At 47.7% G+C, this 21,339-nt stretch carries 14 protein-coding genes; 6 read left to right on the plus strand and 8 right to left on the minus strand.

Going from position 1 to position 21,339, the window contains the following annotated elements; all coding sequences use genetic code 11:
• Window positions 1–5: 5 nt before the first annotated feature.
• Window positions 6–7,199 (plus strand): MSCRAMM family protein, encoded by a 7,194-nt coding sequence (locus HMPREF0044_RS02465; RefSeq protein WP_006546523.1) that lies wholly within the window; start codon window positions 6–8, stop codon window positions 7,197–7,199.
• A gap of 215 nt (window positions 7,200–7,414) precedes the next feature.
• Here the strand turns inward: HMPREF0044_RS02465 and HMPREF0044_RS02470 are convergent, their stop codons facing one another.
• The 3 genes from HMPREF0044_RS02470 to HMPREF0044_RS02480 all read right to left on the minus strand — a co-directional run bounded on the left by HMPREF0044_RS02470 (window position 7,415) and on the right by HMPREF0044_RS02480 (window position 10,650).
• A complete protein-coding gene (locus HMPREF0044_RS02470; RefSeq protein WP_006546524.1) occupies window positions 7,415–9,100 on the minus strand; it encodes a phospho-sugar mutase in 1,686 nt (561 codons plus the stop codon).
• A 62-nt stretch (window positions 9,101–9,162) separates the two neighbouring features.
• A complete protein-coding gene (locus tag HMPREF0044_RS02475) occupies window positions 9,163–9,978 on the minus strand; it encodes a purine-nucleoside phosphorylase (RefSeq protein WP_006546525.1) in 816 nt (271 codons plus the stop codon).
• A 39-nt stretch (window positions 9,979–10,017) separates the two neighbouring features.
• Window positions 10,018–10,650 (minus strand): O-methyltransferase, encoded by a 633-nt coding sequence (locus HMPREF0044_RS02480; RefSeq protein WP_040312742.1) that lies wholly within the window; start codon window positions 10,648–10,650, stop codon window positions 10,018–10,020.
• Between the two features lie 92 nt (window positions 10,651–10,742).
• Here HMPREF0044_RS02480 and HMPREF0044_RS07815 point away from each other — a divergent pair, with 92 nt between their 5' ends.
• The 3 genes from HMPREF0044_RS07815 to HMPREF0044_RS02495 are packed head-to-tail and all read left to right on the plus strand — an operon-like array spanning window position 10,743 to window position 12,387.
• Window positions 10,743–11,369 (plus strand): twin-arginine translocase TatA/TatE family subunit, encoded by a 627-nt coding sequence (locus tag HMPREF0044_RS07815; protein WP_006546527.1) that lies wholly within the window; start codon window positions 10,743–10,745, stop codon window positions 11,367–11,369.
• A gap of 2 nt (window positions 11,370–11,371) precedes the next feature.
• Window positions 11,372–11,803 carry a YbjN domain-containing protein gene (locus HMPREF0044_RS02490; RefSeq protein ID WP_006546528.1) on the plus strand — a complete coding sequence of 144 codons (432 nt, stop codon included), beginning with the start codon at window positions 11,372–11,374 and terminating at the stop codon, window positions 11,801–11,803.
• Window positions 11,804–11,814: 11 nt separating this feature from the next.
• Window positions 11,815–12,387 carry a YbjN domain-containing protein gene (locus HMPREF0044_RS02495; RefSeq protein ID WP_006546529.1) on the plus strand — a complete coding sequence of 191 codons (573 nt, stop codon included), beginning with the start codon at window positions 11,815–11,817 and terminating at the stop codon, window positions 12,385–12,387.
• Between the two features lie 206 nt (window positions 12,388–12,593).
• Here HMPREF0044_RS02495 and HMPREF0044_RS02500 read toward each other — a convergent pair whose 3' ends face one another.
• Window positions 12,594–13,712, minus strand: a complete 1,119-nt coding sequence (locus HMPREF0044_RS02500) for an Mrp/NBP35 family ATP-binding protein (RefSeq protein WP_006546530.1) — start codon at window positions 13,710–13,712, stop codon at window positions 12,594–12,596.
• 102 nt (window positions 13,713–13,814) lie between these two features.
• On the opposite strand from HMPREF0044_RS02500, the gene HMPREF0044_RS02505 reads away from it, so the two are divergent.
• Complete coding sequence (locus HMPREF0044_RS02505) at window positions 13,815–15,743, plus strand: acyltransferase family protein (protein WP_006546531.1); 1,929 nt, start codon at window positions 13,815–13,817, stop codon at window positions 15,741–15,743.
• A gap of 98 nt (window positions 15,744–15,841) precedes the next feature.
• On the opposite strand, the gene HMPREF0044_RS02510 is transcribed toward HMPREF0044_RS02505, so the two are convergent.
• Both HMPREF0044_RS02510 and HMPREF0044_RS02515 read right to left on the minus strand, forming a co-directional pair.
• Window positions 15,842–16,348 (minus strand): DUF1003 domain-containing protein, encoded by a 507-nt coding sequence (locus HMPREF0044_RS02510; RefSeq protein ID WP_006546532.1) that lies wholly within the window; start codon window positions 16,346–16,348, stop codon window positions 15,842–15,844.
• On the minus strand, window positions 16,341–17,645 hold the full coding sequence (locus tag HMPREF0044_RS02515; protein ID WP_040312744.1) for a magnesium transporter MgtE N-terminal domain-containing protein: 1,305 nt from the start codon (window positions 17,643–17,645) through the stop codon (window positions 16,341–16,343). Before HMPREF0044_RS02515 ends, HMPREF0044_RS02510 begins: the two co-directional genes overlap by 8 nt.
• 131 nt (window positions 17,646–17,776) lie before the next feature.
• Here HMPREF0044_RS02515 and HMPREF0044_RS02520 point away from each other — a divergent pair, with 131 nt between their 5' ends.
• Complete coding sequence (locus HMPREF0044_RS02520; RefSeq protein ID WP_006546534.1) at window positions 17,777–18,466, plus strand: general stress protein; 690 nt, start codon at window positions 17,777–17,779, stop codon at window positions 18,464–18,466.
• 104 nt (window positions 18,467–18,570) lie between these two features.
• Here HMPREF0044_RS02520 and HMPREF0044_RS02525 read toward each other — a convergent pair whose 3' ends face one another.
• Complete coding sequence (locus tag HMPREF0044_RS02525) at window positions 18,571–19,500, minus strand: hypothetical protein (RefSeq protein ID WP_006546535.1); 930 nt, start codon at window positions 19,498–19,500, stop codon at window positions 18,571–18,573.
• A gap of 286 nt (window positions 19,501–19,786) precedes the next feature.
• Window positions 19,787–21,292, minus strand: a complete 1,506-nt coding sequence (locus HMPREF0044_RS02530) for an aminopeptidase P family protein (protein WP_006546536.1) — start codon at window positions 21,290–21,292, stop codon at window positions 19,787–19,789.
• Between the last annotated feature and the right edge of the window lie 47 nt (window positions 21,293–21,339).

The raw sequence follows: 21,339 nt of genomic DNA on the forward strand, positions 1-21,339 counted from the left end.
AGAGTATGGTAAAAACTATTTTCAACACCCGTGTGCGAGCAATCTTTGTTACTCTCGCACTGGTCTTGGGATTGGTTACTGTGCCAACTTTCTTTGGGGGAAGTTCTGCGCAGGCTGCTTATAATCCTAATGACCCTACGCAGCGTATTGACCTTACGCTTACATCTTTAGAAAATGCTAAAAATCCAGAGATTCCTGCAAAATGGGATTACTGGTCAGGTGAGCCGATTACTATTGTGCCGGGTATTAACGTTTCCGGTACAAGCGTGAATATTCCTAACGCGGTAATCACTGTAAAAGTTAAGAAATCTAAGTATTTGGTGAAACCTAAGTTCGCAGATTCAGCCAATGCTAATTCTTCTATTGCACGTGAAGATGATGATTACTGGTACATGGATTACACCTATAACTTGCTTAAGGGTGGTGTACTATCAGAAATCCCATTTGTTACTAACTTTATTAATGGGATTACCCCGAATGGAACTGCTATTCCGGTTGAATGGACTTTGTATGACGGAGATAAGACTCCAATTAAAAGTGTTTCTGCTAATTTAGTTGCAAAGTCGGGGATGAACTATAAGACGATCAAACGTCATTGGGGCCCTGCATCTGGAGTAAATGACGCCTATTGGGATAACTCAAACAACCAGCGCGCTTATGTTAGTAGATACATTGTTAAGGATGTTAATGCTGTTACTAAGGTTGGAGAGCTACGTGAGGGTGGCTACGTCGAGCAGAGCTACTGTATTGGTCTGGTTTACACTAAGCCTGCGGACGCTCCGGGTAGCGCTGGTCAGTACTGGGGTGAAACGGTAACTATTACTGACGAGCTACCGGAAGGAACCGAATTGGCTCAACCTTCAATCGACGCTGGTTGGCAGTACGTACCAGGTTCTAATAACCGTAAGGCTACTATCACGAAGAAAGCTACTGATCTCGGTGACGTAAGCTGGCAGTGTGGAACTGGCGTACGCGGTGTACTTATTAACTTAAACTTCAGTAACGCTGCACTAAAAGACGGTGCAGAAATGAAAGTGCATACTAACACGGCTTCAATCGTTATTGATCCAGATACGTTAAACTATAATGCGGGTAGCGACTTTGTGAAGACAGGTTTCGTAGCTATCGGTTTCGTACCTACTGGTAATTTGTCTCTTGATAAGGACAGGATCACGAATATAAATACTTTCGTAGAAGGCAATCTTTACGACGGTATCCATAAGAACGATCTTTCTGACGACGCTCGTACCGGTCGAGTTTTTGGTTTCAATATTCGTGTCTCCCAATCTAATAATGGTAGCAGTCCAAATGGTAAGAGAACTGGTGGAAAGACGCATACTATTCACGAAATTGTGGATAAGGAACTAGATCCGCGTCTCTACTACCGTCGTGTATTCCTGGGTGATATTCGAGTCCATGACAATACAGGGGCACCAACTAGTGAGGAAGCAAAACAGCGCATTATTGATGGTGGGCTGCACCTCTATGGTGTAACTGCTGCCGGTGTTGAAGAAAAACTTACTACCGAACCATTACAGTTTGGTAATACTAACGAAAATAATTTCTATATTAACGACCGGGCACGTAAATATTCGAAGCTGATTTTCCGCTTTGACAGGCCGGTAGTTTTTGACAACATGAACTTTGTTATCACCGTAGATGTTGCGCCAACGGCTGCGGAAGTAGAAAAGTGGAACCAGAACGCTTATGCTGATCAAAACAACATACAGAATTACAAGAATATCGCAGAGATGAAATATTCTACTTCCGACAGTACAGAAGTCAAAACTGCTCCTGAAGGTTGGGACTGGAATAACTATGTAGCTATTCAGGCTATTAACCCGAAGATTCGTCAAGACTTTGACTGGAATCAAACTATCCTGTATGAAAACTGTGAGAACAAGCTGATTGCTAAGGGTGAAGACCCAACTAAGCTAACTAAGGAAAATTGTTCTCGCGTACGTATGTACCAGGGGCAGAGCTACCCAACTGATCAGTGGGGACCTTTCAAAGGGCCATTGAAGAACTTCAAGCAGATTTACTTGCTGCCACCAGGCATTAACTATGTCGGTACCGAAGCTTCTTCTTCAGATTGGAACCGGAATACAGGCAAAAATGTAGAACCGCAAATTGTTCCTAACTACAACAATTCGGGAAAAACTGCAGTAATTTACAATTACGGTGATATTTCCCGTAATGATCAAGGACAGATGTGGGTAGTATCTCGCGTTCTGCTTGATACTTCCCTTTACGCTGAACCTGGTCCAAATAAGATTGAAATGTTTACGACCTGGGATTCTAAGCAGCCGATTGGTGCAGCTGACTGGAATGTAAAACCAGACGTATATGACATCAACAAGAATGGTGACCGGGCAGAGAATGTATTGACTAGTTCTGTAAATGCTACATTCACTCCACCACAAGAAATCGTGGTACGTAAGAATGTTTCTCTGGATGGTAAAAGCTGGTTCTTAAATGCTCCAGCACAGGACCTGGGCGGCGATATCTACTATCGTCTGGAAGCACGTAACGCAGGTTTCCGTCCGGTAGGTAAAACCTCTTTGCTAGATGTTTTGCCGCACCTGGCTGACCACCGCGTCGCTGCGAATGAAAAGGGCGAATATCCTGCTCGCCACTGGACTTTCGTAGATGAAGGTGGAGAAACCACAGAAATGACTCACTCGTCATACGAAACTCCATTAACGGGTCCAGTTGTAGCAACCCTTTCTGTATACAACGGTCTTGAGACTGATGCTTCAGATCGTTTCGAACACTACTATTCAACTGTTCCGCAAGGTGACACAATTGATGCTGTTCGAGATGGTGCTTGGCTAACTGCTGACCAAGTAACCGACTGGTCAAAAATCCGCAATATTAAGCCAGTGCTTAAAGAAGGAAAGTCTATTCAGCCGGGTGAAGCAATTCAGGTTGTCACTAAGCATAAGATTCCTTTTACTGAGGGAACTAAGAAACTACCTGTCGGCTACCGCGCTGTGAACTCTGTTGCAGGTTCCTTAGACAACCTAAACTACAGTGAAGCAAACGAAGTAACTTCTGAAATTGTTCACTATACGGTTGATGGTATCTACTTTAAGGACCTTGACCAGAATGGTATTGCGCGTAAAGACGAAACTCGTATTGAAAATCGCACTGTTACCCTGGTAGACGCTGCCACAGGTCAACCAGCTACAAACCCGGATGGTACTCCAGTAACCGCAGTTACCGACTCAAAGGGTTACTTCAAGATGCGCGTGTTTACGCGTGGTGATTACCGCCTGCAGTTTGAGAAGCAAGCTGAAGAAGTTTTCACCAATGTAGTGGACGGTGACGTTAAGCTAGTAAACCACGTTGGACTCTGTGGTCCAGCTGCAGAAGCTGGTGTAGACCCAATTAACTCTGCAAACGAAGAAAACTGTAAGGAACTAAATTCCGTTGCTAACCCAATTGGGTATTCATCTGAATTTACTTTGGATCCAACACAGTTACATCACACCCGTAATGCGGGCGTGCAGGTAAATAAGCGCGATATTGTCGTTAAGAAGGTAGACCAGGATGGTAACTTACTTGACGGTATTGGCTTTACCTTAACTTGGGTTGGGCCTCTGGACGGAGCGGATGCACCGAACCAGGTTCCAGCACCTCTGACTGCAACCACAGGTGCAGAGCCAAACGAAAAGGGTATGGCAACCTTTGCGGACGTACCTTTCGGTAAGTATGCGCTTTCTGAAACTACCGTTCCAGCTGGTATTACCGGTTTGGCTACGCCAAAGCAACTAGTTGTCGGCCCACAGCCTTATGCAACTGATACTGCCGGTGATCCACTGCCTTACCTGGAAATTCAAAACACTGTAATCAAAGCAACCGTAACGGTAAAGAAGGTTGATGCTGATAAGGCTGGTACTTCTTTGGCTGGTGCAGTTTTTGAACTGGTAAGCAAGACTGATCCGAAGGTGAAGTATGAATCCGCACCAACCGGTGCAGATGGTGTTGCCACCTTCACTAATGTTCTCTACGGTGATTACACTCTTAGTGAAAAGACCGCACCAACAAACTATGTGCGTTCTACCCAGACCCTGGATGTGCAGGTACGCGCACACGCGGAAACCTACGCAATGGGTGACTTTGCAAATACTATCTTTAAGGGCACTGTGAACTTGAAGAAAGTTGATGCGGATACTCAGACCCCTATTTCTGGAGTAGTATTTACACTGCACAAGGTAGTTGATGGCGCTAAGCAGGACGCTGTGTATGCAACTGAAACCACTAATACGCAGGGTATGCTTACCTTCAACAACGTAGAGTTTGGTAAATACAAGTTAGTAGAAAAAACTCCAGCTGTCGGATACCTTCCTTTGGGACGGGAACTGGACGTAAATATTACTACTGACGGTCAGGTAGTTGATTTCGTATCTACTCCGATTACTAACACCATTAAGAAGTCAAATGTGACTTTGGTGAAGGTAGATAAGGATGAACCTACTAAGAAACTGGCTGGAGTTACTTTCAAGCTCTTTGCAAAGAACGGTGGAGTAGTTGCTGCTGATCCAACCGCAACTGTAAAGACTAATGAACAGGGCGTAGCTACTTTCGAAAACATTCGTTACGGTACCTACGTAGTGCGTGAAACCAAAACCCTCACCGGTTACGTTTTGGATACTACGGATCGGGAAGTGAATGTAACCGAAGATGGTCAAGTGGTTAATCTTGGAACTATCACTAACCAATTCATTAATGGTTCCGTAACCGTTAAGAAGGTTGATGATGACACCCCAGCTAAGCCACTTGCCGGTGTAGTATTTGGGCTTTACGCTAAGACGGCTAACGGTATTGCAACTGATCCTACAGTTGAAGCAACTACTAACAATGATGGTGTAGCCACTTTTGCGAAGGTTCCTTTTGGCACTTACGAACTACGTGAAAAGGCAACTGTTGCAGGTCACAACTTAAACACTACTGATAAGCGAGAAATCGTTATCGATCAGTCCGGGGAAGTTAACGATCTGACAACAAACCCATTCGTGAACACTCGTATTCGCGGTGACGTGGTTGTAAACAAGCAGGACACAAAGGGTAATGCGTTGGCAGGTGTAGTATTCAGCCTCTTCAAGAAGGGCGCTGACGGCACTGTTGAAGCTAACGCAGCCTACACTGCAACCACTGGTGCAGAAGGCACTGCTACCTTTACGCGGGTTCTTTACGGAAACTACATTCTGAAGGAAACAACCCCGAAGGAAGGTTTCAATCCATCTGCAGAGGTTGAAGGACGTGAAATATCCGTAGTGAATGAAAAGCAGGAAGTATCAGCTGGTGCGCCTTTCATTAATAAGGTAATCACCGGTACTGTTAAGGTCACTAAGGTTGATAACGATACTCCAACCGTCCTTTTGGGTGGTGTTGAATTCGGTCTCTTTAAGAAGAATGCTGATGGTTCTTACCCAACCGCACCTGCTTACACTGCTCTGACTCAAGCAGACGGTGTAGCTACCTTCGCAGATGTCGAGTACGGCGAATACCAGTTACGTGAAATCACTCCGCTGATTAACTATGTAGGTACTACCGCTACCCAACAGGTAGTGATTCGTACTGAAGCTCAGGAAGTCACTCTGGATACCGTGCGCAATACTCTAAAGAAGGGCACTGTTTCATTACGTAAGGTCGATTCTGACGATACGACTAAACCAGTTCCTGGAACTGTTTTCGTTCTGAAGCAGGCAGATACTGTGAAATACCAGGCTACTTCCGATGAACAGGGTAACGTAGTATTCAACGATGTTGTTTACGGTGATTACGTTGCTTCTGAACTGAGCGCTCCAGAAAATTACAATCTGAATACTGCGTGGACTGCTAATGTAAGCATTCGCGATGATAAGCAGATGGTTGATCTGGGTACTGTAGAAAACACTTTGAAGAAGGGTAACGTTAAGGTTACTAAGTTCTCTGTAGACGATCAGAATGGCTTAGCTGGTGCTCACTTCGCATTGAAGCAGGGCGATCAGACCATTCACGAAGGTGTTACCAATGATGAAGGCGTACTGGTCTTTGAAAAGGTAATCTACGGTGACTATGTACTGGTTGAAACTGCAGCTCCAGAAGGATTCGTTCTGGATGCCCAGCCGGTTAACGTATCCGTACGTGAAGAAGGCGTGGAAGTCAATGCTGGTACCGTTAACAACCGTGCTATCCGCGGTGAAGTAACCCTTACTAAGGTTGAAGGAAAGACTCAGCAGCCTTTGGCTGGTGTAGAGTTTGAGCTAGTTGATGCTAATGACACGGTTGTAGAAACTAAGGCAACTGATGATGCCGGCAACTTAACCTTCCTCAACGTTCGTTTCGGTTCTTACACGGTTCGTGAAAAGGCGCCACTGGAAGGCTACGTAGCTCACGGTGACACCTATCCAGTAACTATCGATACTGATAAGCAGGTTGTGGAACTGGGCCAGATTGAAAACCGCAAGATCGCCAGTGACATTATTGTGAAGAAGGTTGATGCAGATACGCAGAAGCCTCTTGCAGGTGTTGTATTCGGTTTGTTCCCTGCGTCAGATGATTTTGACCAGGCGGTTGAAAGTGAAGCAGTTAAGCTAACTGAATACCCTGACGGTTTCACTTTGGCTGCTGAACCTACCCACAAGGCAGAAACTGATGCTGAGGGTCTGGTTAAGTTCGAGGGCGTGGAATACGGTAAATGGATTGTAGTTGAACTGCAGCCAATCACCGGTTACAACCCAAGCCCAGAAACCTTCGGTCGCCTACTGACCGTAGTAAACGATGGTGAAGAAATTAACGTTGCGGAAGCATTTGAGAATAAGCTGATTCGCGGTGACGTGAAGCTGCTTAAGGTCACTCCAGCTGGTCAGCCTTTGGCGGGCGCTAAGTTCGCTTTGACTGATGAATCAGGCAAGGTTGTAGCTGAAGAAACCTCTAATAATGCTGGTGAAGTTATCTTCAAGTCAGTTGATTTCGGTAAGTACCAGGTTAAGGAAACTGCTGCTCCTAAGGGCTACATTAAGTCTAATGAAGTTCTAAATGCAGAAGTTAAGGCTGAAGCTGAAGTAGTTGATTTGGGTAAGGTTGTGAATAAGCCTGTTCCAAAGAAGCCTTTGGCTCAGACTGGTGTACAAACCGGTATTGTTTACGCAGCTCTGCTGTCCTTCTTCTTGGGTGCAGGTCTGCTTGTGGCTCGGAAGCGTCGCCACTGATAGGGTTTAACTCCCGTTAGAGTCGCCTCGCTATTTCCCCGTTAAGTCAGGGAAAAGCGGGGCGATTTTTATTTACCGAGGGCGGTGGCAGAAACAGCTTTACAACCGAGTGAAGCAAATATAGTATTAGAGTCCTTGTTAGGCGAAAGATAAACTAAAAGTGCCGTGGAGGAGAGCCTCCACGGCACTTAACAGTAATAGCTTAGATTGTGGGCTTAGATACCTAGTGCTGCCCGCATATCTAGCTTCATCTGTTCTAAACGCTTAGTCGCTTCTTCACGGATGCCGCACATGCAAGCGCCCTCGGGAACTTCTACGATGGTTTCTAAGTAGCACTTTAGCTTTGGTTCGGTGCCGGATGGGCGAGCCACCACACGATCTCCACGTTCAGTGCGGAAGATTAAACCATCAGTGGGAGGAAGCTCAGCTGAACCTTCAGACAGATCAACTACGGAAGCTAATGGAGAGCCCGCCAGCTCAGTCAACTCACCCTTACGCAGATTAGCCATGCCCTGCTGAATAAGGGAAAGGTCAGAAACGCGAATAGAAAGTGGAGCAGTCGCATACAAACCATGGCGGCGAGCTAAGTCATCTAACGCATCCTGTAGGTTAGAGCCATCGGCCTTACGATCAGCAGCCATAGTAGCAAGCTGAAGGCAGGCAGAAATACCGTCCTTGTCGCGCACGAAACCAGGATCAACACAATAACCAAGGGCTTCCTCGTAGCCAAATACTAAGCCGTCTACACGGGAAATCCACTTGAACCCAGTCAGCGTTGCCTTATAAGAAACACCGTGATGCTTAGCAATCTGCTCAAGCAACTGAGAGGAAACAATAGAGTTTGCCAGCAACGCAGCGGAATCACCCGCATACTTAGAAGCAGCCTGTTCTCCCAGCAAAGAACCAACTTCGTCACCAGAAAGCTGACGCCAGCCGTTAGCAGACTTCGGATCACGAATCGCAGCAGAACAACGGTCAGCATCAGGATCATTTGCCAAAATAATATCGGCATCAACTTTTTGCGCCAACGCAAACGATAAATCTAAAGCACCTGGTTCTTCCGGGTTCGGGAAAGTAACGGTGGGGAAATCAGGATTTGGATCATGCTGCTCAGCAACCAAATGAACATCATTGAAACCAGCGCGGTTAAGAGCTGCCAGACAGGTTTCACCACCGACACCATGCATGGAAGTCAACACGATGCGCAGGTTTTTTTCACCTGCTGGTATGAGGGAAGTAACCCGGCTTAAGTAAGCCTCAACTATTTCATCGGAAAGAGTTTCCCAGCCAGATTCAGCCATCTCCACGGAAGCTACAGAAGGAACAGCCTTAATAGCGGTGAAAATATCCTTATCAGCAGGAGGCACAATCTGCGCGCCCTGACCAGAGTCAGTTACAGCGCGGCCACCTAAATAAACTTTGTAACCATTATCCTGTGGAGGATTATGCGAAGCAGTAACAACTACCGCAGCATCAGCGTTAAGGTGGCGCAAAGCAAAAGCAGTAACGGGGGTAGGCAGCGCGCGGTCAAAAAGGGAAGCGCGACCACCAGCGGCCACAGCAATAGCAGCAGTGTCTTGCGCAAACTGCTTAGAACCATAACGTGCATCATGGCCCACTACCAGGTGAAAGTCAGGACCAACCGTTTCCTTCAAGTAAGCAACTAAGCCAGCGGCAGCGCGGATAACTACTGCACGGTTCATACGGTTCGGGCCACCGCCCAACTGACCGCGCAAACCCGCAGTGCCGAAAGTAAGCGTACCGTTAAAACGGTCAGCTAAATCAGCAGAAGCCACTTCATCGCCTACCTGAGCAGCAGTAACCAAATCGCGAATTTCCGCTTGAGTAGCGGTATCAGGATCATCCGCGATCCAAGCTTCAATCTCATCAAAGTTCAACATTTAAACTCCTAAATACAGTTACGAAAAATGCGGGACCTACAATAGTAAGTCCCGCACAAAAATCACAGCTTAGCGATAATTTCAGCTAAAAGTGCAGAAATACGAGGGCCCGCTGCCTGGCCAGCTTCAATAACTTCCTCATGAGACAGAGGAGTTTCAGAAATGCCAGCAGCCAGGTTAGTCATTAAAGAAATGCCTAAGATTTCCATACCCGCTTCACGAGCTGCAATAGCTTCTAAAGTGGTGGACATCCCCACCAAATCAGCGCCCAGAATCTTCGCCATCTTCACTTCCGCAGGAGTTTCATAGTGAGGCCCGCGGAACTGAGCGTAAACGCCTTCTGGCAGAGTCGGATCAACACTGCGAGCCAAGTCACGCAAACGGGAAGAATACAGGTCAGTGAGGTCAATAAATGTAGCGCCCTCAAGCGGAGAAGCAGCCGTAAGATTAATATGGTCGCTAATTAAAACAGGTTGACCTGGTGCCCACGCTGGATTTAAACCACCACAACCGTTAGTGAGAACCACGGTATTAACACCGCAGGCGGCGGCGGTGCGCATACCGTGAGCTACTGCGCGCACCCCCTTACCCTCATAAAAGTGCGTACGGGAACCTAAAACCAAAGCTACCTTACTGGAAGGAAGCTTAATAGAACGTAAAGTAGCCCCATGACCAGCTACCGCTGGAGCATGAAAACCAGGAATTTCGGCTGCTGGAATCTCAGAAACTACCTCGCCAATCAGCTCAGCAGCTCCACCCCAACCAGAGCCAAGCACCAGCGCAATATCATGCTTCTCAACGCCTGAACGCTCGCGGATAACCGTTGCTGCCTGGGAGGCTAGTTCAAAAGGGTTAATATCGTTTGATTCAATATTCATAGCTATATATTCTACTCGGTTTCTAACTAGCTCACGTAGTTATCGGCGAACTGCTACCAGCAGGCCGTCACCAACAGGCAAAATAGTGGTCATAAAATCTTCAGAGTCAGCTAAATCCTTGCCGAGCTGGCGTATTGCTACTGTCTCTGGTTCACGACGAGCCGGATCAGCTACAGTATCATTCCACAGGGCATGAGCGACTACCAAAACCCCACCGCGGCGCAACATTCGAGTAGCTTCTGCAATATAAGCGTGATTTTGCTGGGGGTCGGCATCTAAAAATACTAAATCGTAGGCGCGAGCTGCCATACGCGGCAAAATATCTAGTGCCTGACCAGTGATTAAACGAGTCCGTGGAGGGCGCATACCCGCAGCCGCGAATGCGGTACGTGCAATCTTATGGTGTTCTGGCTCAATGTCAATGGTGGTCAATACTGCGTCGGCACTCATTCCGGATAGTAGCCACAACCCTGAAACCCCAGTGCCGGTGCCAATCTCTGCAACTGCTTTAGCACCACAACTTGCAACGATCATACGCAGGGCTGCGCCGACACCGGAAGTAATAGTATTAATACCGAAGTCGCGAGCATGCTGGCGAGCAGTTTCTAAAACTTCACCTTCGGGTATGAAGTCTTCACAGTAGGACCAACTGAGGGTTTTTTCGTTGCTCATTTCCGCTACTTTCTTAGTAAAATCAGGCTTTAATAAATATATTAACGGTTCTTGCATTTAAATGTGTCAGCGCTGACACGTACAATGAAAGTATGTCGTTTCCAATCTCTGGTCCTGAGTTTTTAGTCTTGCTTCTGGTGCTGACCGTCATTATCGGCCCGTCGCGTATACCAGAAGTAGCGAAGTCTATTTCTAAATGGCTTCGTGCTGCACGTTTGCAATTAGCTAAACTTCGTACGGAACTTGATTCAACAGGTGATTTAGGGTTAAACGACATTGATTTTTCCGCCCTCGATCCGCGTCAGTATGATCCACGCCGTTTAGTTAAGCAAGCTGTTCAAGAAGAAATGGATGAATGGAAAGCCCTACTGTCTCCACTCGGAAATAAAGAAAAACCGCATTCAGATTCTGAAAAAACAAGTGCTGCAGAGGTTAAAGACTCTATTATTGAAGTAGCTGAAGAAGTTGCCCACAAGGCAGTGGAAGAAGCTTCTGCACAAGCAGTTGCTCAAGCATTAGAAGCGGCAGGGATTAATCAACTGGTGCAATCTCAAAAATCCAGCGTCGGTTTTTCTCATAGCGGACATACAAAGAAACTTAAAATGCCAAGATACGGAGGTTTCTACAGGATTCAACCGGTTATGAAACCAGCTGCAGGGCCATCTCGAAGGGCTATCTCAAAACGACTTAAACAAAATAAGCAAAGGAATAGGAGTTAATAGTGGCTAAGGACAAGGACTTAGTTTACCCACTGTCCAAAGAGCGCTTGCAAGCACTTTTTGAGGCTGAGGGATACAAATACTACGTTGATAGCGATGGAGACTTAGGTGGTTTCTGGGATTTCAACACGTTTCATTTCGTATTAGCGGGTGAAAACCAGGAACTATTGCATATTTTGTGCCGTTCTCGTCGCGTACTCACCATGAAATACTTAGACGTCGTACGTGCAAAAATAAAGGAATTTAACGCAGAAAAGATTTTCCCAACCTGTTTCTACCGAATTTCTGATGAAGGCTTGTTGACTGTACACACACAGCTCACCTACGACTGGGAGCACGGCGTAAGTGACAGTCAGTTGGAAATGCAATTGCAGTGTGCAGTAACCACCAGCCGTCAGTTCTTTGAAGAACTTGAAGCTGCTCTTGATGCGTAAGGATAGATAAAATGGGTATGTTTTCAAAATTATTCGGTGCTGATGACGAAGGAGCACAGCAGATTCCAAATCTGCCGGAAGAAGCAGTTGAAGAACCTCGATTCCAGCCAGCAATACCTACAGGGGAACTAGCACCTCTGACGCTGGAACGCGTAACTCAACACTTTGATGAAGAAGGCTATAACTACGGTATTATCGACGCTGATCCAGCAGAAGGCTCTCGTGCGAAAATTGAATCCGGATGGGATGGTATCCCGTTCCTCTTTAACTTCAACGGACAGGAAGGCGAAATCCTCACCGTATTTGCGCAGAGCTCAGTAGACATTCCACTAGACGCAGAAGATCAGCTAGACGCATTCATTGAAAACTGGCATCGCGAACACTATTTCCCGAAAGTTTACACTCGCCGTGCCTCCGCTGACACTGCATTACGCGTATGCTGTGAACATTCCATCGACTTAGAACACGGTGTGACGGATAAACAACTAGCGCTACAACTCCACTGTGCAATCGCGACATCATTAGACGCGATTCGCACGGGATACGCAGAACTCGGCATTTCTTTAGAAGAAGAGGAAGCGTAAAACACTTTGTAGCAAATGAGGGTGTGGGCATTAAGCCTACACCCTCAACTATTTTCTCTGTGGATAACTTTTACGCGCGAACTTCAGTTCCCGCGTTTTTCCTGCGGGGGAACTGAAGTTCGCGCGCAACCATAAGGGTGAGCCTAAAAATAACCGAGGGCGGTCCCTGACTGTAACAGTTAAAGCCCGCCCTCGGAAAAGAAAAACTACTTAGGGGAAACCCCCAGCTGGCGCCCAGCTAAACCACGAGAATGCTTAGAAAGATGCTTAGCTAAAGCATTAATCACCTCAGAAGCATCCGACTCACGCAACGCCACTGGTGAACCCTCGTCGCCTCCCTCACGTAAGTTCACATCCAGTGGAACCTGCGCTAAAAGTGGAACCTCATAGCCCAGCTGTTGGGTAAGTCGAGTAGCAACAGTTTCGCCACCTCCCTCACCAAACAAATGCAACTGCGTACCATCAGGCTGAGGCAAGTAAGACATGTTCTCAACCACGCCAATCACACGCTGACGAGTCTGCCCAGAAATCGAACCAGCCCGCTCAGCCACCTCAGCAGCTGCCAACTGTGGGGTAGTGATAACCAAAATCTCCGCAGTAGGAAGCAACTGAGGAATAGAAATAGCTACGTCACCAGTGCCAGGAGGCAAATCGAGTAGCAGCACATCCAAATCGCCCCAGAATACGTCAGCAAGGAACTGCTGAATCGCCCGGTGAAGCATCGGACCACGCCAAACCACAGCCTGACCATCTGGCACAAACATACCAATGGAAATAACCTTCACGCCGTGCGCTACCGGAGGAATAATCATGCCATCCAAAACGGTAGGCTCATGGGTGACACCCATCATGCGTGGAATAGAGAAGCCATAAATATCAGCGTCAACGACACCAACCTTTAGACCCTGCTTAGCTAAAGCAGTAGCCAAGTTAGCAGTCATAGAAGACTTACCAACGCCACCCTTACCAGAGGTAACTGCAATAACGCGAGTCAAACAACCCGGCTTAGAAAAAGGAATCTCCTTTTCCTCAACGCCACCATTCAACTTCTCACGCAGAGCTTTCTTCTGCTCGTCAGACATAGACCCCATGACAACTAGTACATTCTCAACGCCATCAAGTGCCAGCAAAGCAGCTTCAACAGCAGAGTGAATGTGGTTTTTCAAAGGACAACCTGCGGTAGTCAATAGGATTTCAACTTCAACTGTTCCCTCAGAAATAGAAACAGTATTAACCATATTTAGTTCAGTAATAGGGCGATGAATCTCTGGATCCTCCACAGTAGCCAGAGCAGCCCACACGGATTCTTCGGTGATGATACTCATAGCTACTATCCTAGACTGAAATGCACAGTAAATGCTCATTCACAGGTAACCTAATAGGTAGAGACATTTAGGTAAGAGACGCTTCAGAAACGGTAGGCGTGAGTGGTAGCGGTAAACCAGGCTGGAGAAAGCACAGGGCTAAATCCCCAGAAAACAGGCAGTTTACGTCCTATCAGAGGGCTTGACGGTCTGCGTGCTTTGGCGGCCCTCGCTGTACTTGGATACCACTTGCTTCCAGGGCAAATAGTTGGTGGTTTCCTCGGTGTAGACGTATTCTTCGTTCTCTCTGGCTTCCTAATTACCTCACTCCTAGTTAGCGAATATGACCGCAAAGGCGCTCTAGACTTAAAACGCTTCTGGATTCGACGCGTACGCCGTCTCTTCCCAGCAGCTTTCCTGATGGCAATCGTTACAGTGATTGTCGCCGGCTTATTCAGCATTGACTTACTGGCAGGGATTATTCCTCAATTCCTAGGCGTTATTACGTTCTCATACAACTGGGTAGAAATCTTCCAGGGAGCCTCTTACTTTGATATTGCCAGCCCGCATTTGTGGACCAACGTCTGGTCACTTGCGGTGGAACAGCAGTTCTACCTGATTTGGCCACTTGTTACGGTAATCATCCTGAGGCTCCGCAAAAGCGCGCAGTGGGCAGTGCCCTTTGTATTAGCCATTATTTCAGCAGGGTTAATGGCCTGGTATGTAACTGACGCCAACGATTTTACCCGCGCGTATCAGGGGACAGACTCACATGCTTTTGGCCTCATGGCTGGCTCATCCCTAGCTTTCCTATCTGATAAGCCTTTCACCTCACACGCGCCATCCGCCTGGTATAACCGTTTTGCCCGTGGCTTTCTCAGCTGGGTGGGCTTAGTTGTAATGTTAGCAACTTACTATTTCATACCAGATAACCAAACCTGGGTTTACCCTGCAGGGATGCTCATTTCAGTTACTGCTACAGTGTTGGTAATTCAAGGTTTTCTGCCAACGGTAGACAGTGGATCAGGCCCGGGTAAACTCTTAGCTGGTTTCCTCTCCTTAGCTCCGTTCCGCTGGTTAGGGGAGCGCTCTTACGGCATTTACTTGTGGCACTGGCCAATCTGGGTGATTGTGGTAACCCAGTTCCCACGGCTCTCCACGTGGACAGTAGCCGTTGTAGTATTACTTCTTTCTGTACTGATCGCGCATCTGTCCTTTGAGTTCGTGGAAGAACCTATGCGTCGTAACGGTATTTTCCCAACTATTCGCGGTTGGTTGGGTGACTCAGTTACTTTGGGAGCACCTACGAAACTAGCTGAATATCAGGGACGTCGTTTTAGCTTCTGGCAGGCGCTGGCACCAGCATTAGCGTTAATCACCGTGCTGGGTGTAGTTTTGGGATTCTTTTTCATCGCTCCAGAAAAATCTTCGGCGCAGAAAGTTGTTGAAGCGGGGCAGGATAGTAAACCAAAGGGGCCGTTTTCTCTGCTGCGAGCAGATGCTCCGCAACTACCTTTTATTGCGCTACCGGAACTGCAGGAGCTAGATCCAGTAGACATCACTGGCCAGAACATTTATGTGCTGGGTGATTCTGTGACGGTGGCTTCTACTCCTTCACTTGAAGCCGTGTTCCCAGGAATCTATGTAGATGCGGCAGTGTCACGCCACATGTACCAGGCCCCAGAAATGATTGCTGCTGCCGCAACCACTGGACAGCTTCGCCCTTACGTGGTGGTTTCCCTGGCGACAAACTCTGAGGCAGAAATCCAGTACCTGGAAACTATTCTGAACGAGATAGGACCCACACGTCGCCTAATTTTAGTAACAGGTTTCGGGCCAGAACGTATTGAATGGATCGCTGCGTCGAATAAAAATATCCGTGATTTTGCGAAGAAGTATCCTTCGCGGGTGCGAGTCGCTAACTGGGATGAAGCAATCGCACCGCATACAGATTACCTAGCTTCAGATTTCATCCACCCCAGTGTCGAAGGTGGAGATGTATTTGCTGGCGAGTTGAAAACAACTTTAGAAAGCTACTATCAGAAAAAATAAGAGCAAGAGTTTTCGCCCCCCAGGGGTACTGAAAAGTTTTAAAACCGCCCTCGGGAATTAAAAAATTTCCGAGGGCGATTTGAATAAACTCCTAAAGTTTAGGACTCGGGAGTTTCTGACTGCACTTGCTGCGCCTGTAATTCCTCTAAAATAGAACGCAACTCTGAACGTACGAAGTCGCGGGTTGCCACATCATTCATTGCCTGACGCAAACTAGCGATTTCGCGAGTTAAATACTCGGTGTCGGACAGATTTCGTTCTGCACGACGACGATCCTGCTCTGCGGTCACACGGTCACGGTCATCCTGGCGGTTTTGAGCTAACAGAATCAGCGGAGCCGCATAAGACGCTTGTAGAGACAACATTAGGGTAAGTGCTGTGAACCCTAAATCAGCCTTATCAAACTGCAAGTGTGAAGGCGCCCAAGTATTCCACGCCAACCAAACGAAAACGAAAATACTCAAGTAAATCAAGAACTGCGGGGTACCTGAAAAACGAGCAATACGCTCTGCTGCAACACCCACAGCATCAGATTCCCAGTTTAAGTTTAGTGAAGGCAACCAACCCCGACGACGGGTAACGGGAGTGTCCATACGTTCAGACATCGTAGCGTTCCTCCATTTCCGCGTCAGTTACCTCATCTTCCTGATCACGCCAGTCATCAGGAAGCAGGTGGTCAAGAACGTCGTCTACAGAAACTGCACCTAAAAGATGTTTATTTTCATCGACTACCGGCAAAGCCGTCAGATTGTAGGTAGCTAATAGACGCGTAATTGTGCCGATGCTTGCATCCGGTTCAACTAACTCTATGTCAGTATCTAAGATAGTTCCCAGCAGAGTTTGCGGTGGCTCACGCAAAGCCCGTTGTGTATGCACCACCCCAAGTAGTTTTCCAGTAGGGGTTTCCAAAGGCGGACGAACCACAATGGTCATTGCTGCTAACGCTGGGGGAATATCCTGGCGACGCACACTTGCTAAAAGTTGCGCAACAGTAGCATCAGGTGGAAGAATAACTGGTTCGGTAGTCATCAAACCGCCTGCAGTGTAGTCTTCGTATTTCATCAGACGCCGCACGTCAGCAGCTTCATCAGGTTCCATCAAACTCAATAGCTCATCAGCGGTGTCTGGTTTCATTTCACCAATCAAGTCAGCTGCGTCATCAGGCTGCATGAGTTCCAAAATATCTGCCGCGCGTTTGCCATCTAAAGATTCTAGGATCGCAACTGAATGGGATTCTCCAAGTTCTTCCAGTACGTCAGCTAAACGTTCATCTGTGAGCTGAGTGGCAACTTCAAGCATTCGAGCTTCAGGGAGGTCGTGCAGTAAGTCAGCTAAGTCTGCTGGTTTAAGATCCTCAGTGTAAGCAATCATTGAGGTAGCGTCTTGCGTACCCATTTGCGCAGCTAAACTAGAAACCTGATTTAGCTCTACCATGAGAGTTTCCCCAGCTCGTTTGAAACCAAGGGTGGAGCGGCGCACACGCTCTACGAACAGGGAAGTGATACGCCATTCGCGTGGCATAGTTTGTTCAATCCCTACGTCACGAATCCGAACTGGGCCAGAACCATCCCGCATTTGTACAACGCGGTCAAACAGTTGGGAAACAACCAGGGTTTCTACGGCACGCTGGTTGAAACGACGCATATTCAGTAGCCCGGTAGTGATTACTGCTCCGGATTCTACAGAGGTAACGCGGGAAAGAGAAACGAAAATGCGGTGTCTACTAGAAACTTCAACTACCAGGCCAACAACTTGAGGTTGGCCACTGAAAGGAATAATAGAGACAACGTCATGGACCCGCCCGACTTTATCGCCAATTGGGTCGAAAACATCTTTGCCAGCTAGTCGCGCCACGAATACGCGCGTGCCTTTGGTACGTAGTGTAGTTGGTCCTTGAGTCACCCTTTAAGAGTATCGCTAAACCGAGGTATTTTTGTAGCTGAGTTTAAAATCGGTACGTTATTTTTCTGCTGATAGCGTTAAACCTGCTTGCCTACGAGCAAAGATTCAGAAATTCTGCCAGCATAGGAAGTATGAATTGGGACGTAGACGCATTTAATGATAAATCAAAGAGCCTGCTGGAAATTACCGGTTCTGAAGTAGCTGTATTCCGTACTCCGCAGCAAACTCAAGCTGCGATTAAGTTTGCGTCAGAACGCGGTGTGGACGTCTCTGGTTTGCGCGTAGTAGGCACTGATTTAAGCTCGGTAACATACATTGAGTCTCGGGTTACTGCCGCAAAGCATTTGCTGTCAGGAGTAATGACTGGCATGTGGTTTGCCGTGATTTTTACTTTTGGTTATTCCGTAATGTGGAGTGAACTGAATCCACTTATCCTCGGGTTGATTATTCTCGCGTCAGTATTGGGTGGGGTTACTTTTAATTCGATTACATTGGCGACTGGTTCAGCACGGAATCGTTTCATCACCCAAAAAGGTCTGGTAGCTGCCCGCTACGCAATTTTAGCTGAAACGCATATTCCACAGTACACGCAGTTTTTTGCTTCCGTACCGGGAAACCTGCTGCGTCCTGAGACGGTCGTGGCTCCTGATCAGCCGGAGGTAACCTCTCAGCCTAATATGACGGACTTGCCTCTCACATCCGGGTCAGTACCGTGCTCACAGAAACCTTCTGAGTATGGTTCACGTCCGGATGAGCAACCTCGTTACGGAGTACGCCTGCCGGTTTCTGAAGAGCAGGATTCTGCAGATTCTGCTAATTAGTCACATGGGAACTCGCGTTGCCATATGAGTTTTGTTTTCTTTAGTTCAAAAAGTCATATGCGAACGCGAGTTCCCATATGATTTTCCGAGGGCGGAACCTGGATCTATTTGTTTAGCCTCTGGACTAAACGTTGCATGAACTTATAGTCGTGAGCTTGCTCCCAGCTTACTCGTAGGACTTGTAAGCCCAGATTTTCAATCGCTAACTGTCTACGTTTTTCACTTGTTTTATCTGGGTCGAAAGCGTATTTTCCACTACCGTCGCATTCGATTATCAGACGATTAGTGGGGAGGAAAATATCTGCGTAATATTGAGAGCCTTCAGTAAAGATTGGGAATTGAAGGGATATTTCAGTAATCCCTGCTTCAATGAGGAATGCGCGAACTTTGGATTCCAGTGGTGATTCAGCCAGCGGGTTTAGCAGGCATAAACGTGAAGATACTAGTTTCCGCAAACGTTTTGGCAAAAACTCGTTGGCAACCTGCAGGGTAGTAGCTTTTAATTCGGCGTAGGCTGCAAGCTGTGCAGGTGACAGTGAGTGAGTACATTTGAGGGTTTTGCGTACTAAAGCGTCGCCGAGCATTAGTGCTTGTTCAAGCCGGTCTTTAGATAAAAACTCAGCTAGCAGGTAGGGCGTGTCGAGAATCGGCAATCCTTTGATGAAGTTTCTGCATGTGTTGGGGTAGCGGCGTAAATGACGGTGTACGTCGATTCCTCCTCTGCCTTCTAGAACTCCGACTTTCGAACTGGAACGGCGGACTTTATCAAAGAAGAGAAGGTCAAGCTGTAGGGGAAGCTCTGCCGTGGGTAGTTCTAATGCAACGGCTGCGACTAAGTCGGTGTATGCGAAGTCAGTTTTACTAGCTTGATAGGTGCGAGTTGCCAGGGAGAGGATTTTTGCTTCAAATAGTTCCCAGGCGGGTAGGTTTTCAACGTAGAGTAGAGTTTTACCTCGATGTACTAGGTTCTCGACGATTTGAGGAACTGCATCGACATGAAATGGAGATTGACAGGCGAGTTTTTGAGTCTTCATGTTATGCAGATTACTGGGATTAGTGGAATAAAACTTGAAGTAGTAGAAAAACTGTGGATAAGTCTTTTGCCGTAGCCTGCTTGTGGAAAACTGATTTTCACATGCGAACGCTCTTTGGCATGTGAATTCTGGAGCGCACGAGGCAAAACCTCATATAACAACGCGAGTTCGCATATGACTTTTAAAGGACAAAGACCAAAAAGTCATATGCGAACTCGCGTTACCATGTGATTTTAGGGAAATACCCCTAGCTGTAAATACTGGTACAGAGACCTAGCAGTGGAACTCAGGAGTTTTGCACGCGCTGCATCCAAGCCTCAATATCAGCGATGGTACGAGGAATATTCTCAGAAATACGCGTTACCGAACCATCTGCATTCACGATAATGTCATCTTCGATGCGTACGCCAATACCACGGAATTCTTCAGGTACCGCCAAGTCATCTGCGCGGAAGTACAGGCCTGGCTCAATGGTGAAACACATGCCTGGTTCCAACACCGCATCGACATACATTTCGCGACGTGCCTGCGCACAATCGTGAACGTCCAGACCTAAGTGGTGGCTGGTGCCGTGTGGCATCCAGCGACGATGCTGCTGTCCAGTTGGAAGCAGGGACTCTTCCTTAGGAACTGGCAGGATGCCCCATTCTTCTAGTCGTGCTGCGATAACTTCCATAGCGGCTTCGTGAACCTCGCGGAAACGACAGCCAGGGCGGTTAGCTGCAACTAGTGCTGCTTCACATGCATCCAGCACAGCCTGGTAAATCTTGGCCTGCACTTCAGTGAACTTACCGTTTACTGGCAGAGTGCGGGTAATGTCTGCAGTGTAGAGGGAGTCTACTTCTACGCCGGCGTCTACCAGAATCAAATCTCCTTCGTTTACTGGACCGTTGTTGTTAATCCAGTGCAGGGTGTTTGCGTGGTTGCCGGAAGCTGCGATAGTGTCATAACCAAGGCCGTTTCCTTCTTCACGAGCCCGCGCGCCGAAAGCCCCTTCGACTACGCGTTCGCCACGCCAGTGGTTGATAGCGCGTGGCAGTTCTTTAATGATTTGGTCGAATCCAGCGTGAGTGGCTTCTACCGCTAGTTCCATCTGCTTAACTTCGTAAGCATCTTTGCATAGGCGGATTTCAGACAGGTGCTCAAGTAAAGCATCGTCGTCTGCGGTTGGGCGGGTGGCGTTGGATTCTGCGCGGAGTTCATCCACGAGGGCGGTCATTGCCGGGTCTGCTTCACGAATAACTCGCAGTGGTGCATTGTCAGTTGCTAAGCGCTCGCGGAGCGTATCAATATGAGCGCATTCTAAACCGGTGAAAACGCTCATTTCTTCGAGTGACATGCGGGCCCCCACCCAGAATTCACCGTAGCGGGCGTCAGCGTAGAATTCTTCGGAGTCTCGTGGTGCGCGTGGTTTGAAGAAGAAAACTGCCTGATGGGAACCGTCAGCCTGTGGGTCAAAAACTAGTACTGCATCTGGTTCGAGTTCTGCGCCTAAACCGGTGAGGTGTGCGAAAGCGGAGTGTGCGCGGAAACGGTAATCGCAGTCGTTGTTACGTACCTTTAGTGGGCCAGCTGGTACGACCAGGCGCTCACCTGCGAATGGTGCGGCGGCACGAGCATGACGGGCTGGTAGGTAGTCAGCTACTTCTTGGCGATCTGGCCCGGCTGGGCGAGGACCCCAGTTAGAACCAATGAAGTTTTTGAAAGCGGTAGAGTCAGGACGGTGAGAGCGGTTAGAACCGCGGTTCTCTATCGCTTGGGTTTCTTCTTTTGCGTTAGTTTTTTCTGTCATAGTTATATTGTGCTATTTTTTAGCACGCATTACATCCCCAGTTCAGT

It is taken from the genome of Gleimia coleocanis DSM 15436, assembly GCF_000159015.1.
Taxonomy (GTDB): Bacteria; Actinomycetota; Actinomycetes; order Actinomycetales; family Actinomycetaceae; genus Gleimia; species Gleimia coleocanis.

What these genes read in the sequence shown, in the direction of transcription:
- HMPREF0044_RS02530 (WP_006546536.1), bottom strand. Translation starts at nt 21,292, where the DNA reads ATGACAGAAAAAACTAACGCAAAAGAAGAAACCCAAGCGATAGAGAAC.
- HMPREF0044_RS02520 (WP_006546534.1), top strand. Translation starts at nt 17,777, where the DNA reads ATGAATTGGGACGTAGACGCATTTAATGATAAATCAAAGAGCCTGCTG.
- HMPREF0044_RS02510 (WP_006546532.1), bottom strand. Translation starts at nt 16,348, where the DNA reads ATGTCTGAACGTATGGACACTCCCGTTACCCGTCGTCGGGGTTGGTTG.
- HMPREF0044_RS02475 (WP_006546525.1), bottom strand. Translation starts at nt 9,978, where the DNA reads ATGAATATTGAATCAAACGATATTAACCCTTTTGAACTAGCCTCCCAG.
- HMPREF0044_RS02525 (WP_006546535.1), bottom strand. Translation starts at nt 19,500, where the DNA reads ATGAAGACTCAAAAACTCGCCTGTCAATCTCCATTTCATGTCGATGCA.
- HMPREF0044_RS07815 (WP_006546527.1), top strand. Translation starts at nt 10,743, where the DNA reads ATGTCGTTTCCAATCTCTGGTCCTGAGTTTTTAGTCTTGCTTCTGGTG.
- HMPREF0044_RS02480 (WP_040312742.1), bottom strand. Translation starts at nt 10,650, where the DNA reads ATGAGCAACGAAAAAACCCTCAGTTGGTCCTACTGTGAAGACTTCATA.
- HMPREF0044_RS02470 (WP_006546524.1), bottom strand. Translation starts at nt 9,100, where the DNA reads ATGTTGAACTTTGATGAGATTGAAGCTTGGATCGCGGATGATCCTGAT.
- HMPREF0044_RS02500 (WP_006546530.1), bottom strand. Translation starts at nt 13,712, where the DNA reads ATGAGTATCATCACCGAAGAATCCGTGTGGGCTGCTCTGGCTACTGTG.
- HMPREF0044_RS02495 (WP_006546529.1), top strand. Translation starts at nt 11,815, where the DNA reads ATGGGTATGTTTTCAAAATTATTCGGTGCTGATGACGAAGGAGCACAG.
- HMPREF0044_RS02465 (WP_006546523.1), top strand. Translation starts at nt 6, where the DNA reads ATGGTAAAAACTATTTTCAACACCCGTGTGCGAGCAATCTTTGTTACT.